Here is a 13,355-nt window from a genome sequence, read left to right on the forward strand (position 1 = left end):
AGGGCGGGAGCGGTCAGAGCCAAGTTATCCAATAATAAATAAAGACGAACACATGTGTTCGTCTTTTGCTTTTTACCACCACAATCCAGGAATTCCCAAAGCTTTCATTTGGCTGCGGGTCTTGCTGCCGAAATAGCCAGAGCTAGGTGAAATTTTATATTTTGCCTGGTACTCGCTTAGCGCATTTTTAGTATAGCTGCTAAATAGGCCGGTCGCTGTTATTTTCTCGAGCTCATTTGCTTTGGGGCCCGTAGCATGATTGATAAGAATCGTTTGCAGCTGCTTAACATCTTCGCCGGTCATGCCAACAGTGAGATCTCGAACTTTAGTTTGGATGGACGCTTGCGCATCCTGAGCGGGCACCTGAGGCGTGGTAATAATTTTTTCACCATTTAATACAGCTCGCGTAACAGAGTTTAGGACCCCATTAGCAGGTTTTATGCCGTTGGCAGCCTGAAACTTTGCCAGGGCCGTTGCAGTTAGCTTGCCGAAGGTAGTAGTCTCGCTGTTTGGGGATCCTGGTCCGTTGGAGCTTACGATGTAACCATTGGCGTTAAGATATTTTTGCAACTCTTTTATGTCACTATGGTTGGCTCCAGGTTTGAAATCCTTGCTGAAGAAGAATTTATTGCTCACACTGCTGACTGGACTGCTTGGCACGGCAAGCACTTCTTGGTATTGGCATCTTGAATTATCAGAAATCGAATTTGGGAGATAATTCTTTGCTTTAGGATCGGTGCACCCGTAGGGGAGAGGGGCTGGTGCGCTGCCGTCGCCTCCACCATAGCTAGATCTTACCTCTCCGAATATTCCGAAAATAGAAAACCCAGGAGCAGTGCAAGTTATGTTATTTGTAGAGGTGGTAACTACACAGTCGTTTAAGGCCGACCAAGCATTATCATGGTAGTGATATAGTCGAAGAGTTCCTTCCAAATAATTTTCTGCATCGGCGTCTGAGTAGTCATAACTGATGGTTACAGGGATATCAAAATTATCCAACAGTGTTGTAGAATTGATCAATGCCTTCACATCGAAAACAATATTACCCATCAGATTAACAGTCGAACTTGGATTACCTAAAGAGTTCAATATAGTCGTGGATGGCAAGGAGCGGATCTGGATAGCGACAGAGGCAGCGTCATCGGTAAAATTAGCCGGCGCTTGAACGGTAATGGTGTGATTGTTATCAGATAAAGAGGTGGTGCCCCCGGCATTGGCATCAAGAGTTTCATTACTGTCTTTAAGGGGTTCTGTATCGTTGGTACAGCCAGAGGTCTTAAAGGTGTAATCCGACGAAGATGCCATGCTGGTGTGGATGGATCCGTCGGCCGACCGTACTCGGTAATGGTAGGTAGCGCATGGGACCAGTCCGGAAAGGTTAACAGTATGGCTCGTTACCCGCGGCGAGGTGTCGGATTCGGCTGTAGTAGAACCGTAGCTGTTATTTGGACCGTACTGAACTTGACTGGAAGCTGTTTCGTTTGTGGTCCAGGTAATTACAGCCGTGGTAGAACTTGGGTTGGCCGAAACAGAGCTAAACGTCGGCGGAGTAAAGTCTCCGGTTGTAAAATTCCAGGTGGTCGTGTTAGAAATCCCGGCATAATAAACATTCGAACCATTTTTAAAAGCCGTATTTGGGATTTGAATGTAATAACCGGTGTTGTCTATAAAAGTGGTAGATGGATTGATAGTGATTGTACTTGTACCGCTGCCGCTAACTAAACCGCTACCCACAGCTATGGTTTCTACGGTGGTGTCGTCGGAAGCTTTCTTAATCACAATATTACCTGTATCTACAGTAACGCTTGAGCTGAAGGTTATCACTAAGTTAGGGTTTGCTGCGATATTGGTGGTATTGTCTGCCGGAGAGAAAGAGTTTACAGTGGGTTCATTAGTGGTGGTTATAGAGATGTTTTTAGCTACTACGTTAGGCATATCTCCGTCAGCTCCAAATTCAACAATATAACCAGCTAAATTGTGGGTACATGGCAGGTCGTTCCAAAAATTACTGCTCACGTAGAACTGGGCACAGTCTTCATTGCCGCCTGCATCATTTGGTTCGCCGGAAGCCCAACGATTGTATTGCCCTCCGACGACACTACCGCTGCCATTGCCAGACCAAAATTGAGTGCCATTTTCCGGGCCTGTGACCCATCTCCAAGCTCCTTCTACTGCAGAATCACTGGCTCCAAACCAGCCATCGCCAGAAATTCTGGCAGCCACGAAATCATTTTCTGCCTGCGAAGTGATGGTAGCCAAATAACCGGTCGAGCCGTAAGCGGTCTGGCCGGTCGCTGCGGTGACGGCTGAGTTCCACGAGATTGTGCCAGAGATGTATTTATATAAGTGACCGTTAGTTTCGAAGAAAACCTCACCAGGCTGTACCATAGAAACTTCTAAAGTGTCGCTTCCTGTGCCGGGGCGGGTATAAGTTAAAGTGGCGAGGGCATTATTGACGTTGGTAAGGCTCCCGCTGAACTGTACAGTAGAGCCAGAGCTGCCGCCAGTAAATGTCAGTCCGGTAGTGGTGCTCATGGCTAAGGTACCGCTGGTTACACGCAGCCTAACTGGGATTGGTTCGCTGCCTGTTCCGGTGATCTGTAAATCTGTGATTGGCATAGCAACGCTGGATGTGCCGCTAAAACTGTTGCTGCCGGAAATTGAATAAACTGCCTGAGCAGTTTTCAAAGGGTAATTAAAACAGAATCCTATCACTAGGACCAGGGCAAAGAAGGAAAGGAAAGATTTTTTCATCATTAACTTAATTATATCATCGTTATTATTAGCCTGGCGTGTAGTATGTGGATAATTAGTATCAAAATACCGCATTGATATGCGGAATTTTTGTAGGTTGGAGCACCGCTCAAGAAAGGTGATTATTATCTTACGCTCGTAAAATCTTTTCCATCGCCTTGCCTCGGGCCAGCTCGTCTATAAGCTTGTCTAGATAGCGGATCTCTTGCATTAAAGGTTCTTTGATCTCTTCTACGCGCATGCCGCAAATCACTCCGGTAATGAGCGAGCGGTTAGGGTTGAGCTTAGGGGATTGGGCAAAAAAAGTTTCAAAGTCAACTTGTTTTTTAATCTGAGCTTCGAGCTTCTTTGCCGTATAGCCAGTGAGCCATTTAATGATCTGATCTACTTCGGCTTTAGTGCGGCCTTTTCTTTCGGCTTTAGCAACGTATAGCGGATAAACGCTGGCAAAGCTCATAGTATAGATGCGGTGGGGTTTCATTTTTTTATATGTATATGAATTTTATTTTTAAGAACCGTCTCAACTTCGGCTAAGGCATCTGCAATTAGAGCTACATGTTTTTCTATCGTCTCGTTTTGTATGTGAATAGTATGGTAACCATTCTTTTGGGAATAGTAACCCCGAGAAATATCTGTAATGATTTGCTTGGCTTGAGTTATATGGTGCAGGCCATCAACTTCTATATTTAATTTAGCTTTAGGGATGGTTAAATCGATGGTTTTTGAACCATCGTAGAATTCTGTAAATACAGTAACACCCCGTGATTCCAACGCATTAATCAGGGCTTGAGCTTGTGGGGTAGGATTTTTATGGTGTGAAATTTTCATGGTTTTTTCTCTTCCATATCATGTTGCTTAATAACTTTCTCGTGTAGGTTTCTAGAACCCTTTCAATTTCTAAAATCTGTTATATGGCTCTTAAATCACTAGCATGAATTTGTTTGGGTGTTTTTTCATTTTAACTTTCGCTATAACTAGACTTTTTTATCAATCTACCATAATTTCTTCCGCTTCGGGAAAAGAGTTATAGCCTTTTGCCCGCATACTGGCGCAGTAAGCACCGGTGTCGTAAATTCGGACCTCGTCGCCAATATCTGCTTTTTTCAAAGTTCGGGTTTCAATAACTTCCGGGTTGCCGGCAGCAGGGGAGAGTATGTCGCCGCTTTCACAGTTGTGACCCACCACTATATAATCAAGCGTTTCTGCGGAGTCATTAATAACTTCGATTTTATGTCGGGCTCCGTAGAGACTACTGCGTAAAAAATCATTCATTCCGGTGTTGAGCTTTATAAAAGTGAAGCCATCTGTGCCTGTATCGACAATGTCGTCGATGTAAGCTACCAATGTGCCGGCGTGAGCGATAAAGTAGGTGCCAGGTTCGATTTCTAAATGTACTTGTCGTTTGGTTCTTTGCTCAAATTCCGAAAGCTTATCCGAAAACACTGTCATGATTTGTACTAAATTGGCTTCTTGCTCGTCGCCATATCGATGAATTTTAAAACCGCCTCCAATGTCTAGAATGGTTGCGTTTGGGAATTTTTCTACTATATCTAGCGATTTATCCATGACTTCGCCCCACACGCTGGGGTCGGCACCTGAGCCAACATGAATATGCACGCGGTCGATGGTGATGTTATGAGTGTTGGTAAGTTGTAATACTTCATTGATGTATTCATGCCAGATTCCAAAGCTGGCATTGCGTCCACCGGTGCTGGTGCGGTTGTTGTGGCCATAACCTATATCAGGATTAATGCGCACGGCAACGGCGGTCGGGCGGGTGGGAGTGTTGACGAAAGCATTGAGCTGATTAACAGAAGTTGCGACAAACTTCACACTTTGGTTTAAGAGCTCCGGCAGGTTATGAGCTAGCTGTTGGGAAGATAGCGAAATGCGGTCGCCGGCAACCCCTTGCTTAAGAAGCTCCGCTGCTTCGTAGCTCGAGCTGGAATCGAAGCTGATCCCGGCTTCGTTTATCATTTTGACAATTTCCGGGTGAGGATTAGCTTTCACAGCATAGCGAACTGTAAGGCCGTATGGAGCGGATAAGTTTTTAAATTGCGCGATACTTTCGCTAACGGCCGAGCGGCTGTATTCGTAGCGAGGTGTGTTAGGAGAAGTCATAATTTTTGCTCTACTTATTTTAAACTGAGCGGTTTTATGTTAGCCGCCATAAATTCTAGTTTCAACATCATCTTGCAATGCATTGCCATCTTCGTCGAGAACTTTATTAACATGGTTCACCTCCACTTTGCCTTTCCTTAAAATCGAGTCGAATTGTTCTTCTGTAATTTTATAAAAGGCGGGTTGGTAACTGCTCCAGGTATCTTTGGTTTCATTCAAGACTAAATTTGGATTAGTAGGGTCGTAAATAAAATAACCGTTTTCACTTTGTATTATATTATATGCGTGGGCATCTTCTGGTGCTTCTGCTGGAATTCGGCACTTGGAAGAGAATACTATAGAGGAGTTTAGTCCGCTGAATCGCAGCAAGTTTTGAGCAACGGAAGCTTTTTCGGCGCATACTGCCATCTTCTCTTCTTTAAAGTCTTTGATAGAGATGAATTCTGGGCCGTCTAAACCAGATTCATCCATGTAAAATTTAAAGTTTTTCTGCAGGCCCTCGTTGCTGGTTAGAAGACTTCCAAAGTATTGATAGATTGCAGTTTGAACAGCCGTAGGAATAATTTGCCGCAGTGAGTGGTCTTTATACCGCTCGTCAGCTCTGGCTTGCTGCACTTTTTCCATCAAAATATTGTAAATTTCGTTATCGTCCAGATGTATAGGGCTTACTATCATGCTGCGTCGCACGTTTGAGTCTGGGTGAATAAATTTATTATAAATATTATTGTGGACTAAAGAGATGCCTTCCGGGGAGGTGGAGTTAGTGAGCTGTTCGACTCTGTTATCTATAAATTCTCGAATCTTTTCTTCGTCTTCGGATGTTAAACATGCTCCCATTTCTGAAAGAACTTTTTCGTACTCCGATAAGTGAGCTTCGGTTTCTGGTCTGGATTCGGAAAATGACATGCTATTTCAACTCCACCTGAATGACCTTAACTTCGCTGTCGCTGTTATTCTTCACGGAGTGCTCACTGGCAGGGGAGAAGAAGGATGTTCCTGTAATCAGCTCGATAGTTTTTACGGTCCCGTCCGAGCTGGCCATTTCTAAGCTACCACCTTGCAAGACAGTAATAACATTGTCCGGGTGAGTGTGCATTTCTGCGCTGTCGCCAGGCTTAACTGTCACTTCTAAAATTCTGACTTTGTCGTTTTCGTGAATGACTTTATGCAAATGCGGGGCGATTGATACTGCGTCGTTGTTCATGTTAGCGGAAGCTTATTTATTTTCTAAATATTTGGAAATAAATATTTCCTATTATTGAATATGTATTTGCTTTCTTTGTCGTAGAATTTGGCCATGTGATTACTCTTGTGTACCGTCGTCTTCTTCGATGATATACGCAGGAAGCTTACCCGAAGATAGCAGCCACATCATCACGGCCAGTCCAAGAAGTATAATCGAAATCATGACATACCCAATGGTACCCATTTCTTCGCGAGCTTCTTGCGGGCCGAAGAAGTTAAGATAGGTTATAAAGCTCCAGATCACAACAAATAGAGGTATTAAAAACCACCTTTGCCATTTTGGTAGATATAATTTTTTAGTTCTCTTCATGGGTTGATAATCATATTATTAATTCTGTTGTTATCACAACTTCATAATAACAAAAAACCACCCAAATCAATAGGTGGCGCTTGGCTGGGGTACCAGGATTCGAACCTGGGAATGAGCGGACCAAAACCGCTTGCCTTACCACTTGGCTATACCCCAATATAGAACAGAATCAATTTAAAATACCTAACTATTATAGTTAAAAACAAGGTGTTTGGCAACCCTGTCACCTTGTCATCCGGTCACCAGTCGCGCCGCCAGACACCTTGCGAGCATGTTATAATTAAAGCCTATGTCTCAATACTATCAGGCTAAGCGAGTTAAAAATTTATATAATCCGAGCGATAAACAGCCTTTTAAATTGTCGCGCAGCAAGTTGGAATTATTCCTCAACTGCCCGCGTTGTTTTTACATGGACCGCCGCTTGGGAGTAGGGCAGCCTCCTGGTTTTCCGTTTAATCTTAACTCCGCGGTCGACCATCTTCTTAAAAAGGAATTCGATGTTCACCGCGCTAAAAACACCAAGCATCCGTTAATGGAACATTACGGCGTAGACGCGGTGCCGTTTGCTCACGCCAACATGGACCAGTGGCGCGAGAACTTCGTGGGTGTTCAGGCTCTTCACAAAGACACTAACCTTCTTATTTTCGGTGCCGTCGACGACCTCTGGACCAATCCGGCAGGGGAGTTAATAGTGGTAGACTACAAAGCCACTTCCAAAGACAGTGAAGTGAACTTGGATGCCGAATGGCAGCGCGGTTATAAAAATCAGATGGAAATTTATCAGTGGCTGTTACGCCAAAATGGTTTTGATGTAAACCCGACCGGTTACTTTGTATACTGCAACGGCAAGCGTGATGCCGAAGCTTTCGATGGCAAACTCGAATTCGACATCAAACTTATCCCTTACACCGGCGACGACAGCTGGGTAGACGGCGTTATTCAAAAAGCTAAACAATGCTTGGACGGCGAGCTTCCGACTTACGCTCCAACTTGCGACTACTGCGCATACAGGCAAGCTGCGGGCGGGGTTGAGGGCGCAGCAAAAGGCACCGCGCCTAACAATGTCTTATCACACACCCCAAGCGCGGAAACAACTGTCACAAAAGTTAAAGCCAAGCGCACCAGCTGGGAAGCGGCTAAAGCCAAAGTGGCTAAATCGGCAAAAAGACCTGCTCCCCCTGCTGGTTCGGCACCTCTTTTTTAACGATTCTAAAATTCGAACAAATTAGCTATAATATAGATAATTAAGGATAAATATATGAAAAAATTAATTGGTTTTGCCTTGGCTGGTTTTGCAGTCTTCGCGCTCGTTGCGCCTTTGGCTCTTACAGCTAACGCAGCAGAATTTATTTCCGCAAGCGATGATTCTGGTAACGTGACCTTGTCTCAAGGTGATACTCATCACAATGCTTACGTGGCTGGAGCTAGTGTGTTCGTCAACAGCGCCGTTACAGGCGACTTATACGCTGCAGGGGGCACCATCACTGTAGAGAATACTATCGAACAGGATGCAGTGGTTGCTGGTGGTACGGTAATTCTTAACAGCAGCGTGGGCGGCGATGTTCGCGTAGCTGGTGGTACTCTTACCATTAATGGTCCGGTTGCCGGCGACCTTATTGTAGCCGGTGGTGTTGTGACAGTGACAGAAAAAGCCACAGTCGGCGGCGATCTTATTGTAGCCGGCGGGCAGATTACACTAGATGGTAGCGTTGCCGGGAAAGCAATGATCAACGGCGGAGCAGTTATTGTAAACAGTGCTATAACTGGTCCGTTACGAGTAACCGCTAGCGAATCTCTGATGTTTGGCGCTAAAGCAAATGTTGCTCAAAAAATTAGCCACAAAGGGATAAAGGAAGCGACAGTAAATGAAGCAGCTACCGTAGGCGAAATTGAGTTCACTCAAATGAAGAGTCACAACAATAAGGCTGGTGCAGCGATTGCCGCTATCTTTACGATCGGATTTGTAGTTAAGTTGCTCGCAGCTATTTTAGCCGGCTTGTTGTTGATGAAACTCCTGCCTCTTTCTTCTCGCAGAGCAGTAGCAAAGATTTCTGATAATCCCTGGGCCAATCTCGGAATTGGCGTATTGGTATTGTTCGTAGGTCCAGTTGCAGTCATCTTTACTCTAATCACGTTTGTCGGCATGTACTTAGCGATTATCGCTTTCCTCGTTTGGCTCTTAGCTCTGGTATTGGCTAGCTTAAGTAGCGGGGTGTTTGTGGGCAGTTGGATCGTTCAAAAGCTTACTAAGAAGACCGAGATGGCTTTTGACTGGCAGGCTCTCGCGATTGGTGTAGTGGCATTAGCTGTTATCAAGTTCATCCCTATAATCGGCTGGCTGTTTGTATTTGTGGTACTGCTCATGGCCTTCGGTGCAATGATGCGCATGCTGGTTGGTCATATCAAACACGAACAGAGCCATGCTAATCACGCCGCTCAGACAGAAGTTGTTTAGTAATTAATATTTAGTGTAAATGGGAATATTCGATAAACTCAAAGATGTAAACGAAATGCGCAAGCAGGCCAAGCAGATCGAAATGATGCTGGCTAGCGAAGAAGTGATAGGTAAATCTTCTGGCAGCAAGATAGAAATTATTATCGATGGCAATCAGAATGTAAAAAGCGTGAAAGTTGATGATTCTATTGTTGGAGATAGGGGAGACATCGCCCGCAACATTCGCGAAGCGCTGGAAGACTTAAACAAGAAGCATAAAAAAATGCTGCAGGGAAAATTCGGCAGCATGATGCAGTAATGTTTTAAAAATATATATTCGTCACTAGTCCTCGGAACTTCGTTCCTGCGGAATCGTTCCTCATATATATTTTTAAAACAAAACAAAAACCGCCAAAGAATCGTCTTGGGCGGTTTTTATATATTCGTGAAAGGGGAGCGGTTAATCGCTCGTGCCTTCGTCTCTGGTGATCGGCATGTTCACTACTGAACTGATCAAGTAGTACGACGCGAACGCTGTTGGTATCGCCATGATCTTCACGGCTAGTCCCAACTCCTTGTTAGGCAGGTAGACGAGGCCGACTATAGCAATTCCCAGCAGTGCCCCGAACAATGCGTAAAAGAGGGAAGTAGCGTTATCGGGATGGCAGTTGAGCTTTTTGGCCCAGCCCTTAATGTGATTATGCCGCGATCCTAGTAGCGTAAACGCTGCGAAGATTACGAGTAGCGTAACCATAACGAGCGGCTGGCCTTCGTCGGCCGAACGTTCGGCGAGAAGTCGTTCGTTAAAGATAACGAACGTCGTGCCAGCTGCCGTGCCGAGCACGGTAAAGAAAACGTTAAAACCAAAGCGTTTGATCCTTTCAGACATTAACTTCCTCCTGGCGCCATGGGCGCAAAATCAAATTTTTAATAACTTGCTAATTATAGCACAAATATGTTAAAATGTCAATATTATGCTGAAAACAGCTAAAAAAGCCAAATCCATGGCTAAGTCTAATAAATCCAAGGCCAAAACCACCAAAAAAGCCTCTAAGGGACGCGTTTTAATGGCGCTGTCAGGCGGAATTGATTCAGCGGTATCTGCGTATAAATTAATTCAAGCAGGTTACGAAGTTGAGGCCGCATTTATGAAAAACTGGTCTTCGACTAACGGTTTAAAATATGACGGATGCCCGTGGCTTACAGATCGCCAAGATGCGCTGCGCGTGGCGGCGTTTTTGGGCATACCCATGCATACCTTAAACTTCGAAAAAGAATACGAAAAGACTGTCATGGATTATTTCTTTACCGAATACAAAGCCGGACGAACGCCGAATCCGGATGTAATGTGCAACAAAGAAATCAAATTTAAATTGCTGTACAAGTGGGCTATGAAAAACGGTTTTGATTATATGGCGACCGGTCATTATGCTCAGGTTAAGCCTATAAAGGACGTGTTGGCAGGCGCGCGTCGCACAAGCTATACACTAACTAACTCAGGGGCTGTGGATAACTCAAAAATGACCAAGGGGAGTGGTAATCGCTCAAAAACCAACCGTCTGAGCACTTCCGCTAGTTCTTTGAATCTGAACCCGTCTAACAGCAGCGATCAATTGTATGCCCTCGTTCGGAGCGCCGATGATTTTAAAGATCAAACTTATTTCATCTATAATATTCTGCAATCGCAACTCCCCCATCTGCTCTTCCCTATCGGCGGATTAAAAAAATCGGCCGTCAAGAATTTAGCGCGCAGGCTCAAGCTGCCGAACGCCGATAAAAAAGAAAGTATGGGGCTATGTTTTGTTGGCCAGATTCGCCTTAAGGATTTTCTCGAACAGAAATTAAAAATTAAACCCGGACCGATTGTCGATATCAACGCGCCCAAGTCTGCGGGTGTGGCAGGCAAGGGTCGCCAGCAAAAAATTGGTGAGCATCAGGGTCTGGCATTTTATACCGTTGGCCAGCGTCAAGGCATTCGCGTCGGCCAAAACGGCCCGTGGTTTGTGGTGCGCAAAGAGCTTAAGACCAACACCTTGTTCGTGACCAATAATCCTAATGATAAAGCTTTAGAGACTAAGCAGGTAGAAATTCATAGTGTTAACTGGATCAGTAAGCCTCTTGCCCTCTCCCCGGAGTTTAAGGCGGGTTCGAAGAACAGTCTGAAATCTAAAGGCTTCGCTGCGCTGGGCCGCTACCGCCATCAAGGCACTTTAGAAAAGATCACTATTTTCGAATTGAGCAAAGGCCATTATAAGGTTGAATTTGCCAGGCCTCAGAAGGCTGTGGCTAGCGGACAGAGTTTAGTTTTATACGACGGGAAAGTTTGTTTGGGAGGCGGGGTAATAGTATAATTAATTTAATGAAAAACCAGGCACTTTCGTTTTTATCTAAATCTAGTAATTACGCCCTAACTACAGGCGTGATCTTCTTTGCTATTGGTTTGCTGGGGTTCATTTTTAAATCCAATAACTCGTTGCCAGACTATTATTTACTATTGTTTATTGTACTGGGGTTCTGGGGGATTTTGGTGGGCTTAAGGAACCGCTAGCAATACTGGCAGGCAAAGCGTGCAAGTAGGTATTAAAAAAACGCGTGGTAACACGCGTTTTAAATTTAGGTTCTGGTTTATAGATCGAATCGAGCTGTGCGGACAATCTCGGCAAGTTCGGCTTTGTATTGCTCGTTCATGGTACCATCGAAAGTATAGTAGTTGTCCCCTACTTTAATCGCATAAACTAAATCATCATAATTAGTTGCGATTTGACCCATGGCGATGCGCACTGGGGATCCTTTTAAATTATCAACCGCAACGAAGTTCTCCTTGCTGATGTATATGCGAATCGGGGGCGCATCTTTTTCTGGAGCCAAGTTAATGGTGTAAACCTCCGGAATGGTTGTGCGGTCGGCGGAATAGAACCAGGTCTCGGGGTAAGAAATGCGCAAAGGGTAAGCGTTGTCGGTATAGACCTGCCAGTTTGTGGAGTCGATCTTTTCGCCTTTGTCGGATTGGCTGGCGATGTCACGCTGATCGGCGGCCGAATTGCGGTTCTGGATACGCGCCAAAACGAATGCCGTATAGACCGCGAACATAGTGAGCAGTACGATGATAATAAAGCTCCGGGTAGCTAATGTGTGGTGAGTTATTCTCATTTTTGTTCGGAATTAAAAACTTCTTTTAGATTGCTTTCGTTTCCGCAATAGTACAAATGCTCAGTGAGGTTTACGCAATATCCTGGATTTTTTTGAACATAGGAGTACTTTGGTAAAAACCAAATCAAAAAAACTATTATCGCGGCGATTATTAAATAGAACAGGTATTTAATTATATGGTGCATGTTTTGTCTGTGTTTCTGTGGCTAGGCCAATGTCGTAGGTTGACTTTTTGCTGGTAATATTATATCATAAACAGTTCCATGTTAGGAATTCAGATTTATAGGAGGCCTTATGAAGCTTATATTGGGATCGGAATCAATATTCCGAAAACGGCTTTTAGAAAGAGCTGGGTTTGAGGATTTTGAGGTTATTGCACCGCGGATTGATGAAAAAGCGATTCGTGATGAGGATCCAAAACAGCTAGTGCTTAAGCTGGGTATCGCAAAATCAATGGCAGTGGAGAACAATATTAATTCTCTCAAGGATCATTTAGGATTGGATGCTAGAGAATTTATTATTATCACCAGCGATCAGGTTGCGGTCCGCGAAAGGGATGGCGCAATTTTGGAAAAGCCGCTGACGAAGAACAATCTTCCCGACAAGGATATGGCGGTCGCTTACCTGCGTAGCTATATCGACAGCCCAGTTATTTTTTACACATCACTGGTCTGCTATCACGTGGCAAAAAAGTTGCGCACCAGCCAGGTGGTTGAAAATTGGGTTGAATTCTTGCCATTTAGCGAGAGTGAAATTAAGAAGCTTGTTAGCTGGGGCAGCACTTATAAGGCGTGTGGCGCCTTAGCTGGAGGCATTCCTGGCGACCCGGCTAGCGAGATCGTCGATTCGCATATTGTGGGCTTATCTGGCGACCCGACTGCTGTAGTTGGCTTGCCGATTGCTGCCTTAAAAAGCTATTTGCGGGCCATCGACTTTCCGGTTCCTCGAGCAACTTTTAGTCCGTTCACGTTCGGGCCTATGTCTCATGTAAAAAGCAGGTGTTAACCTAAATCGGCTCCGGCCGGCCCTTGCTTTTACAGGCATTTTGACTTATAATCAAACAGTTACGTTACGAGTTTTTTGTTAGACATTCTGGCAGATGCTCTGGCGCGACTCGAAGATTATAAGTCTTTTTTATTTTCCTCTATTGGGGTATAGCCAAGTGGTAAGGCAAGCGCCAAAGGTTTGCGCAAGCAAACCGTTAATTATAGAGGTCCGCTCGAGAGCGGACATAGAAAAACTGAATTAGAATATTTGCATTGGGGTATAGCCAAGTGGTAAGGCAAGCGGTTCTGGTCCGCTCATTCCTAGGTTCGAATCCTAGTACCCCAGCCACCAAAC

General features: G+C 44.7%; 14 protein-coding genes and 2 tRNA genes. 6 read left to right on the forward strand and 10 right to left on the reverse strand.

Going from position 1 to position 13,355, the window contains the following annotated elements:
• Positions 1 to 72: 72 nt before the first annotated feature.
• From IPM19_01620 to IPM19_01655, 8 genes are all read right to left on the reverse strand, one after another.
• Entirely contained in the window at positions 73 to 2,757 is a 2,685-nt protein-coding gene (locus tag IPM19_01620) for a peptidoglycan-binding protein (protein ID QQS23246.1), read from the reverse strand.
• Positions 2,758 to 2,884: 127 nt separating this feature from the next.
• Positions 2,885 to 3,235 (reverse strand): DUF2200 domain-containing protein, encoded by a 351-nt coding sequence (locus IPM19_01625; protein QQS23247.1) that lies wholly within the window; start codon positions 3,233 to 3,235, stop codon positions 2,885 to 2,887.
• Complete coding sequence (locus tag IPM19_01630; GenBank protein ID QQS23248.1) at positions 3,232 to 3,582, reverse strand: DUF559 domain-containing protein; 351 nt, start codon at positions 3,580 to 3,582, stop codon at positions 3,232 to 3,234. Before IPM19_01630 ends, IPM19_01625 begins: the two co-directional genes overlap by 4 nt.
• 159 nt (positions 3,583 to 3,741) lie before the next feature.
• Complete coding sequence (locus IPM19_01635; GenBank protein QQS23249.1) at positions 3,742 to 4,875, reverse strand: diaminopimelate decarboxylase; 1,134 nt, start codon at positions 4,873 to 4,875, stop codon at positions 3,742 to 3,744.
• A gap of 39 nt (positions 4,876 to 4,914) precedes the next feature.
• Entirely contained in the window at positions 4,915 to 5,781 is an 867-nt protein-coding gene (locus tag IPM19_01640; GenBank protein ID QQS23250.1) for a hypothetical protein, read from the reverse strand.
• A gap of 1 nt (position 5,782) precedes the next feature.
• Entirely contained in the window at positions 5,783 to 6,079 is a 297-nt protein-coding gene (locus tag IPM19_01645) for a cupin domain-containing protein (GenBank protein ID QQS23251.1), read from the reverse strand.
• 99 nt (positions 6,080 to 6,178) lie between these two features.
• Entirely contained in the window at positions 6,179 to 6,430 is a 252-nt protein-coding gene (locus IPM19_01650; protein ID QQS23252.1) for a hypothetical protein, read from the reverse strand.
• Positions 6,431 to 6,511: 81 nt separating this feature from the next.
• Positions 6,512 to 6,586, reverse strand: a tRNA-Gln gene (locus IPM19_01655).
• A gap of 133 nt (positions 6,587 to 6,719) precedes the next feature.
• Here IPM19_01655 and IPM19_01660 point away from each other — a divergent pair.
• From IPM19_01660 to IPM19_01670, 3 genes are read left to right on the forward strand one after another with little or no spacing between them, the layout of a single operon-like run.
• On the forward strand, positions 6,720 to 7,634 hold the full coding sequence (locus tag IPM19_01660) for a PD-(D/E)XK nuclease family protein (GenBank protein ID QQS23253.1): 915 nt from the start codon (positions 6,720 to 6,722) through the stop codon (positions 7,632 to 7,634).
• 54 nt (positions 7,635 to 7,688) lie between these two features.
• On the forward strand, positions 7,689 to 8,885 hold the full coding sequence (locus IPM19_01665; GenBank protein ID QQS23254.1) for a hypothetical protein: 1,197 nt from the start codon (positions 7,689 to 7,691) through the stop codon (positions 8,883 to 8,885).
• A 19-nt stretch (positions 8,886 to 8,904) separates the two neighbouring features.
• On the forward strand, positions 8,905 to 9,183 hold the full coding sequence (locus IPM19_01670) for a YbaB/EbfC family nucleoid-associated protein (protein ID QQS23255.1): 279 nt from the start codon (positions 8,905 to 8,907) through the stop codon (positions 9,181 to 9,183).
• 141 nt (positions 9,184 to 9,324) lie between these two features.
• On the opposite strand, the gene IPM19_01675 is transcribed toward IPM19_01670, so the two are convergent.
• Positions 9,325 to 9,618: a hypothetical protein gene (locus IPM19_01675; protein ID QQS23256.1), complete on the reverse strand. Its 294-nt coding sequence runs from the start codon at positions 9,616 to 9,618 to the stop codon at positions 9,325 to 9,327.
• A 220-nt stretch (positions 9,619 to 9,838) separates the two neighbouring features.
• Here IPM19_01675 and IPM19_01680 point away from each other — a divergent pair, with 220 nt between their 5' ends.
• Positions 9,839 to 11,215 (forward strand): tRNA-specific 2-thiouridylase, encoded by a 1,377-nt coding sequence (locus IPM19_01680; GenBank protein QQS23257.1) that lies wholly within the window; start codon positions 9,839 to 9,841, stop codon positions 11,213 to 11,215.
• 274 nt (positions 11,216 to 11,489) lie between these two features.
• Here the strand turns inward: IPM19_01680 and IPM19_01685 are convergent, their stop codons facing one another.
• Positions 11,490 to 12,014, reverse strand: a complete 525-nt coding sequence (locus IPM19_01685) for a hypothetical protein (protein QQS23258.1) — start codon at positions 12,012 to 12,014, stop codon at positions 11,490 to 11,492.
• A 294-nt stretch (positions 12,015 to 12,308) separates the two neighbouring features.
• On the opposite strand from IPM19_01685, the gene IPM19_01690 reads away from it, so the two are divergent.
• Both IPM19_01690 and IPM19_01695 read left to right on the forward strand, forming a co-directional pair.
• Positions 12,309 to 13,019 carry a Maf family protein gene (locus IPM19_01690; protein ID QQS23259.1) on the forward strand — a complete coding sequence of 237 codons (711 nt, stop codon included), beginning with the start codon at positions 12,309 to 12,311 and terminating at the stop codon, positions 13,017 to 13,019.
• A 255-nt stretch (positions 13,020 to 13,274) separates the two neighbouring features.
• Positions 13,275 to 13,349, forward strand: a tRNA-Gln gene (locus IPM19_01695).
• The last annotated feature ends 6 nt before the right edge of the window (positions 13,350 to 13,355 follow it).

The organism is bacterium, from assembly GCA_016699995.1.
GTDB lineage: Bacteria > Patescibacteriota > Doudnabacteria > UBA920 > UBA920 > UBA920.

Coding starts and splice junctions, on each gene's coding strand:
- IPM19_01620 (QQS23246.1), bottom strand. CDS start 2,757: ATGATGAAAAAATCTTTCCTTTCCTTCTTTGCCCTGGTCCTAGTGATA.
- IPM19_01625 (QQS23247.1), bottom strand. CDS start 3,235: ATGAAACCCCACCGCATCTATACTATGAGCTTTGCCAGCGTTTATCCG.
- IPM19_01630 (QQS23248.1), bottom strand. CDS start 3,582: ATGAAAATTTCACACCATAAAAATCCTACCCCACAAGCTCAAGCCCTG.
- IPM19_01635 (QQS23249.1), bottom strand. CDS start 4,875: ATGACTTCTCCTAACACACCTCGCTACGAATACAGCCGCTCGGCCGTT.
- IPM19_01640 (QQS23250.1), bottom strand. CDS start 5,781: ATGTCATTTTCCGAATCCAGACCAGAAACCGAAGCTCACTTATCGGAG.
- IPM19_01645 (QQS23251.1), bottom strand. CDS start 6,079: ATGAACAACGACGCAGTATCAATCGCCCCGCATTTGCATAAAGTCATT.
- IPM19_01650 (QQS23252.1), bottom strand. CDS start 6,430: ATGAAGAGAACTAAAAAATTATATCTACCAAAATGGCAAAGGTGGTTT.
- IPM19_01660 (QQS23253.1), top strand. CDS start 6,720: ATGTCTCAATACTATCAGGCTAAGCGAGTTAAAAATTTATATAATCCG.
- IPM19_01665 (QQS23254.1), top strand. CDS start 7,689: ATGAAAAAATTAATTGGTTTTGCCTTGGCTGGTTTTGCAGTCTTCGCG.
- IPM19_01670 (QQS23255.1), top strand. CDS start 8,905: ATGGGAATATTCGATAAACTCAAAGATGTAAACGAAATGCGCAAGCAG.
- IPM19_01675 (QQS23256.1), bottom strand. CDS start 9,618: ATGGTTACGCTACTCGTAATCTTCGCAGCGTTTACGCTACTAGGATCG.
- IPM19_01680 (QQS23257.1), top strand. CDS start 9,839: ATGCTGAAAACAGCTAAAAAAGCCAAATCCATGGCTAAGTCTAATAAA.
- IPM19_01685 (QQS23258.1), bottom strand. CDS start 12,014: ATGAGAATAACTCACCACACATTAGCTACCCGGAGCTTTATTATCATC.
- IPM19_01690 (QQS23259.1), top strand. CDS start 12,309: ATGAAGCTTATATTGGGATCGGAATCAATATTCCGAAAACGGCTTTTA.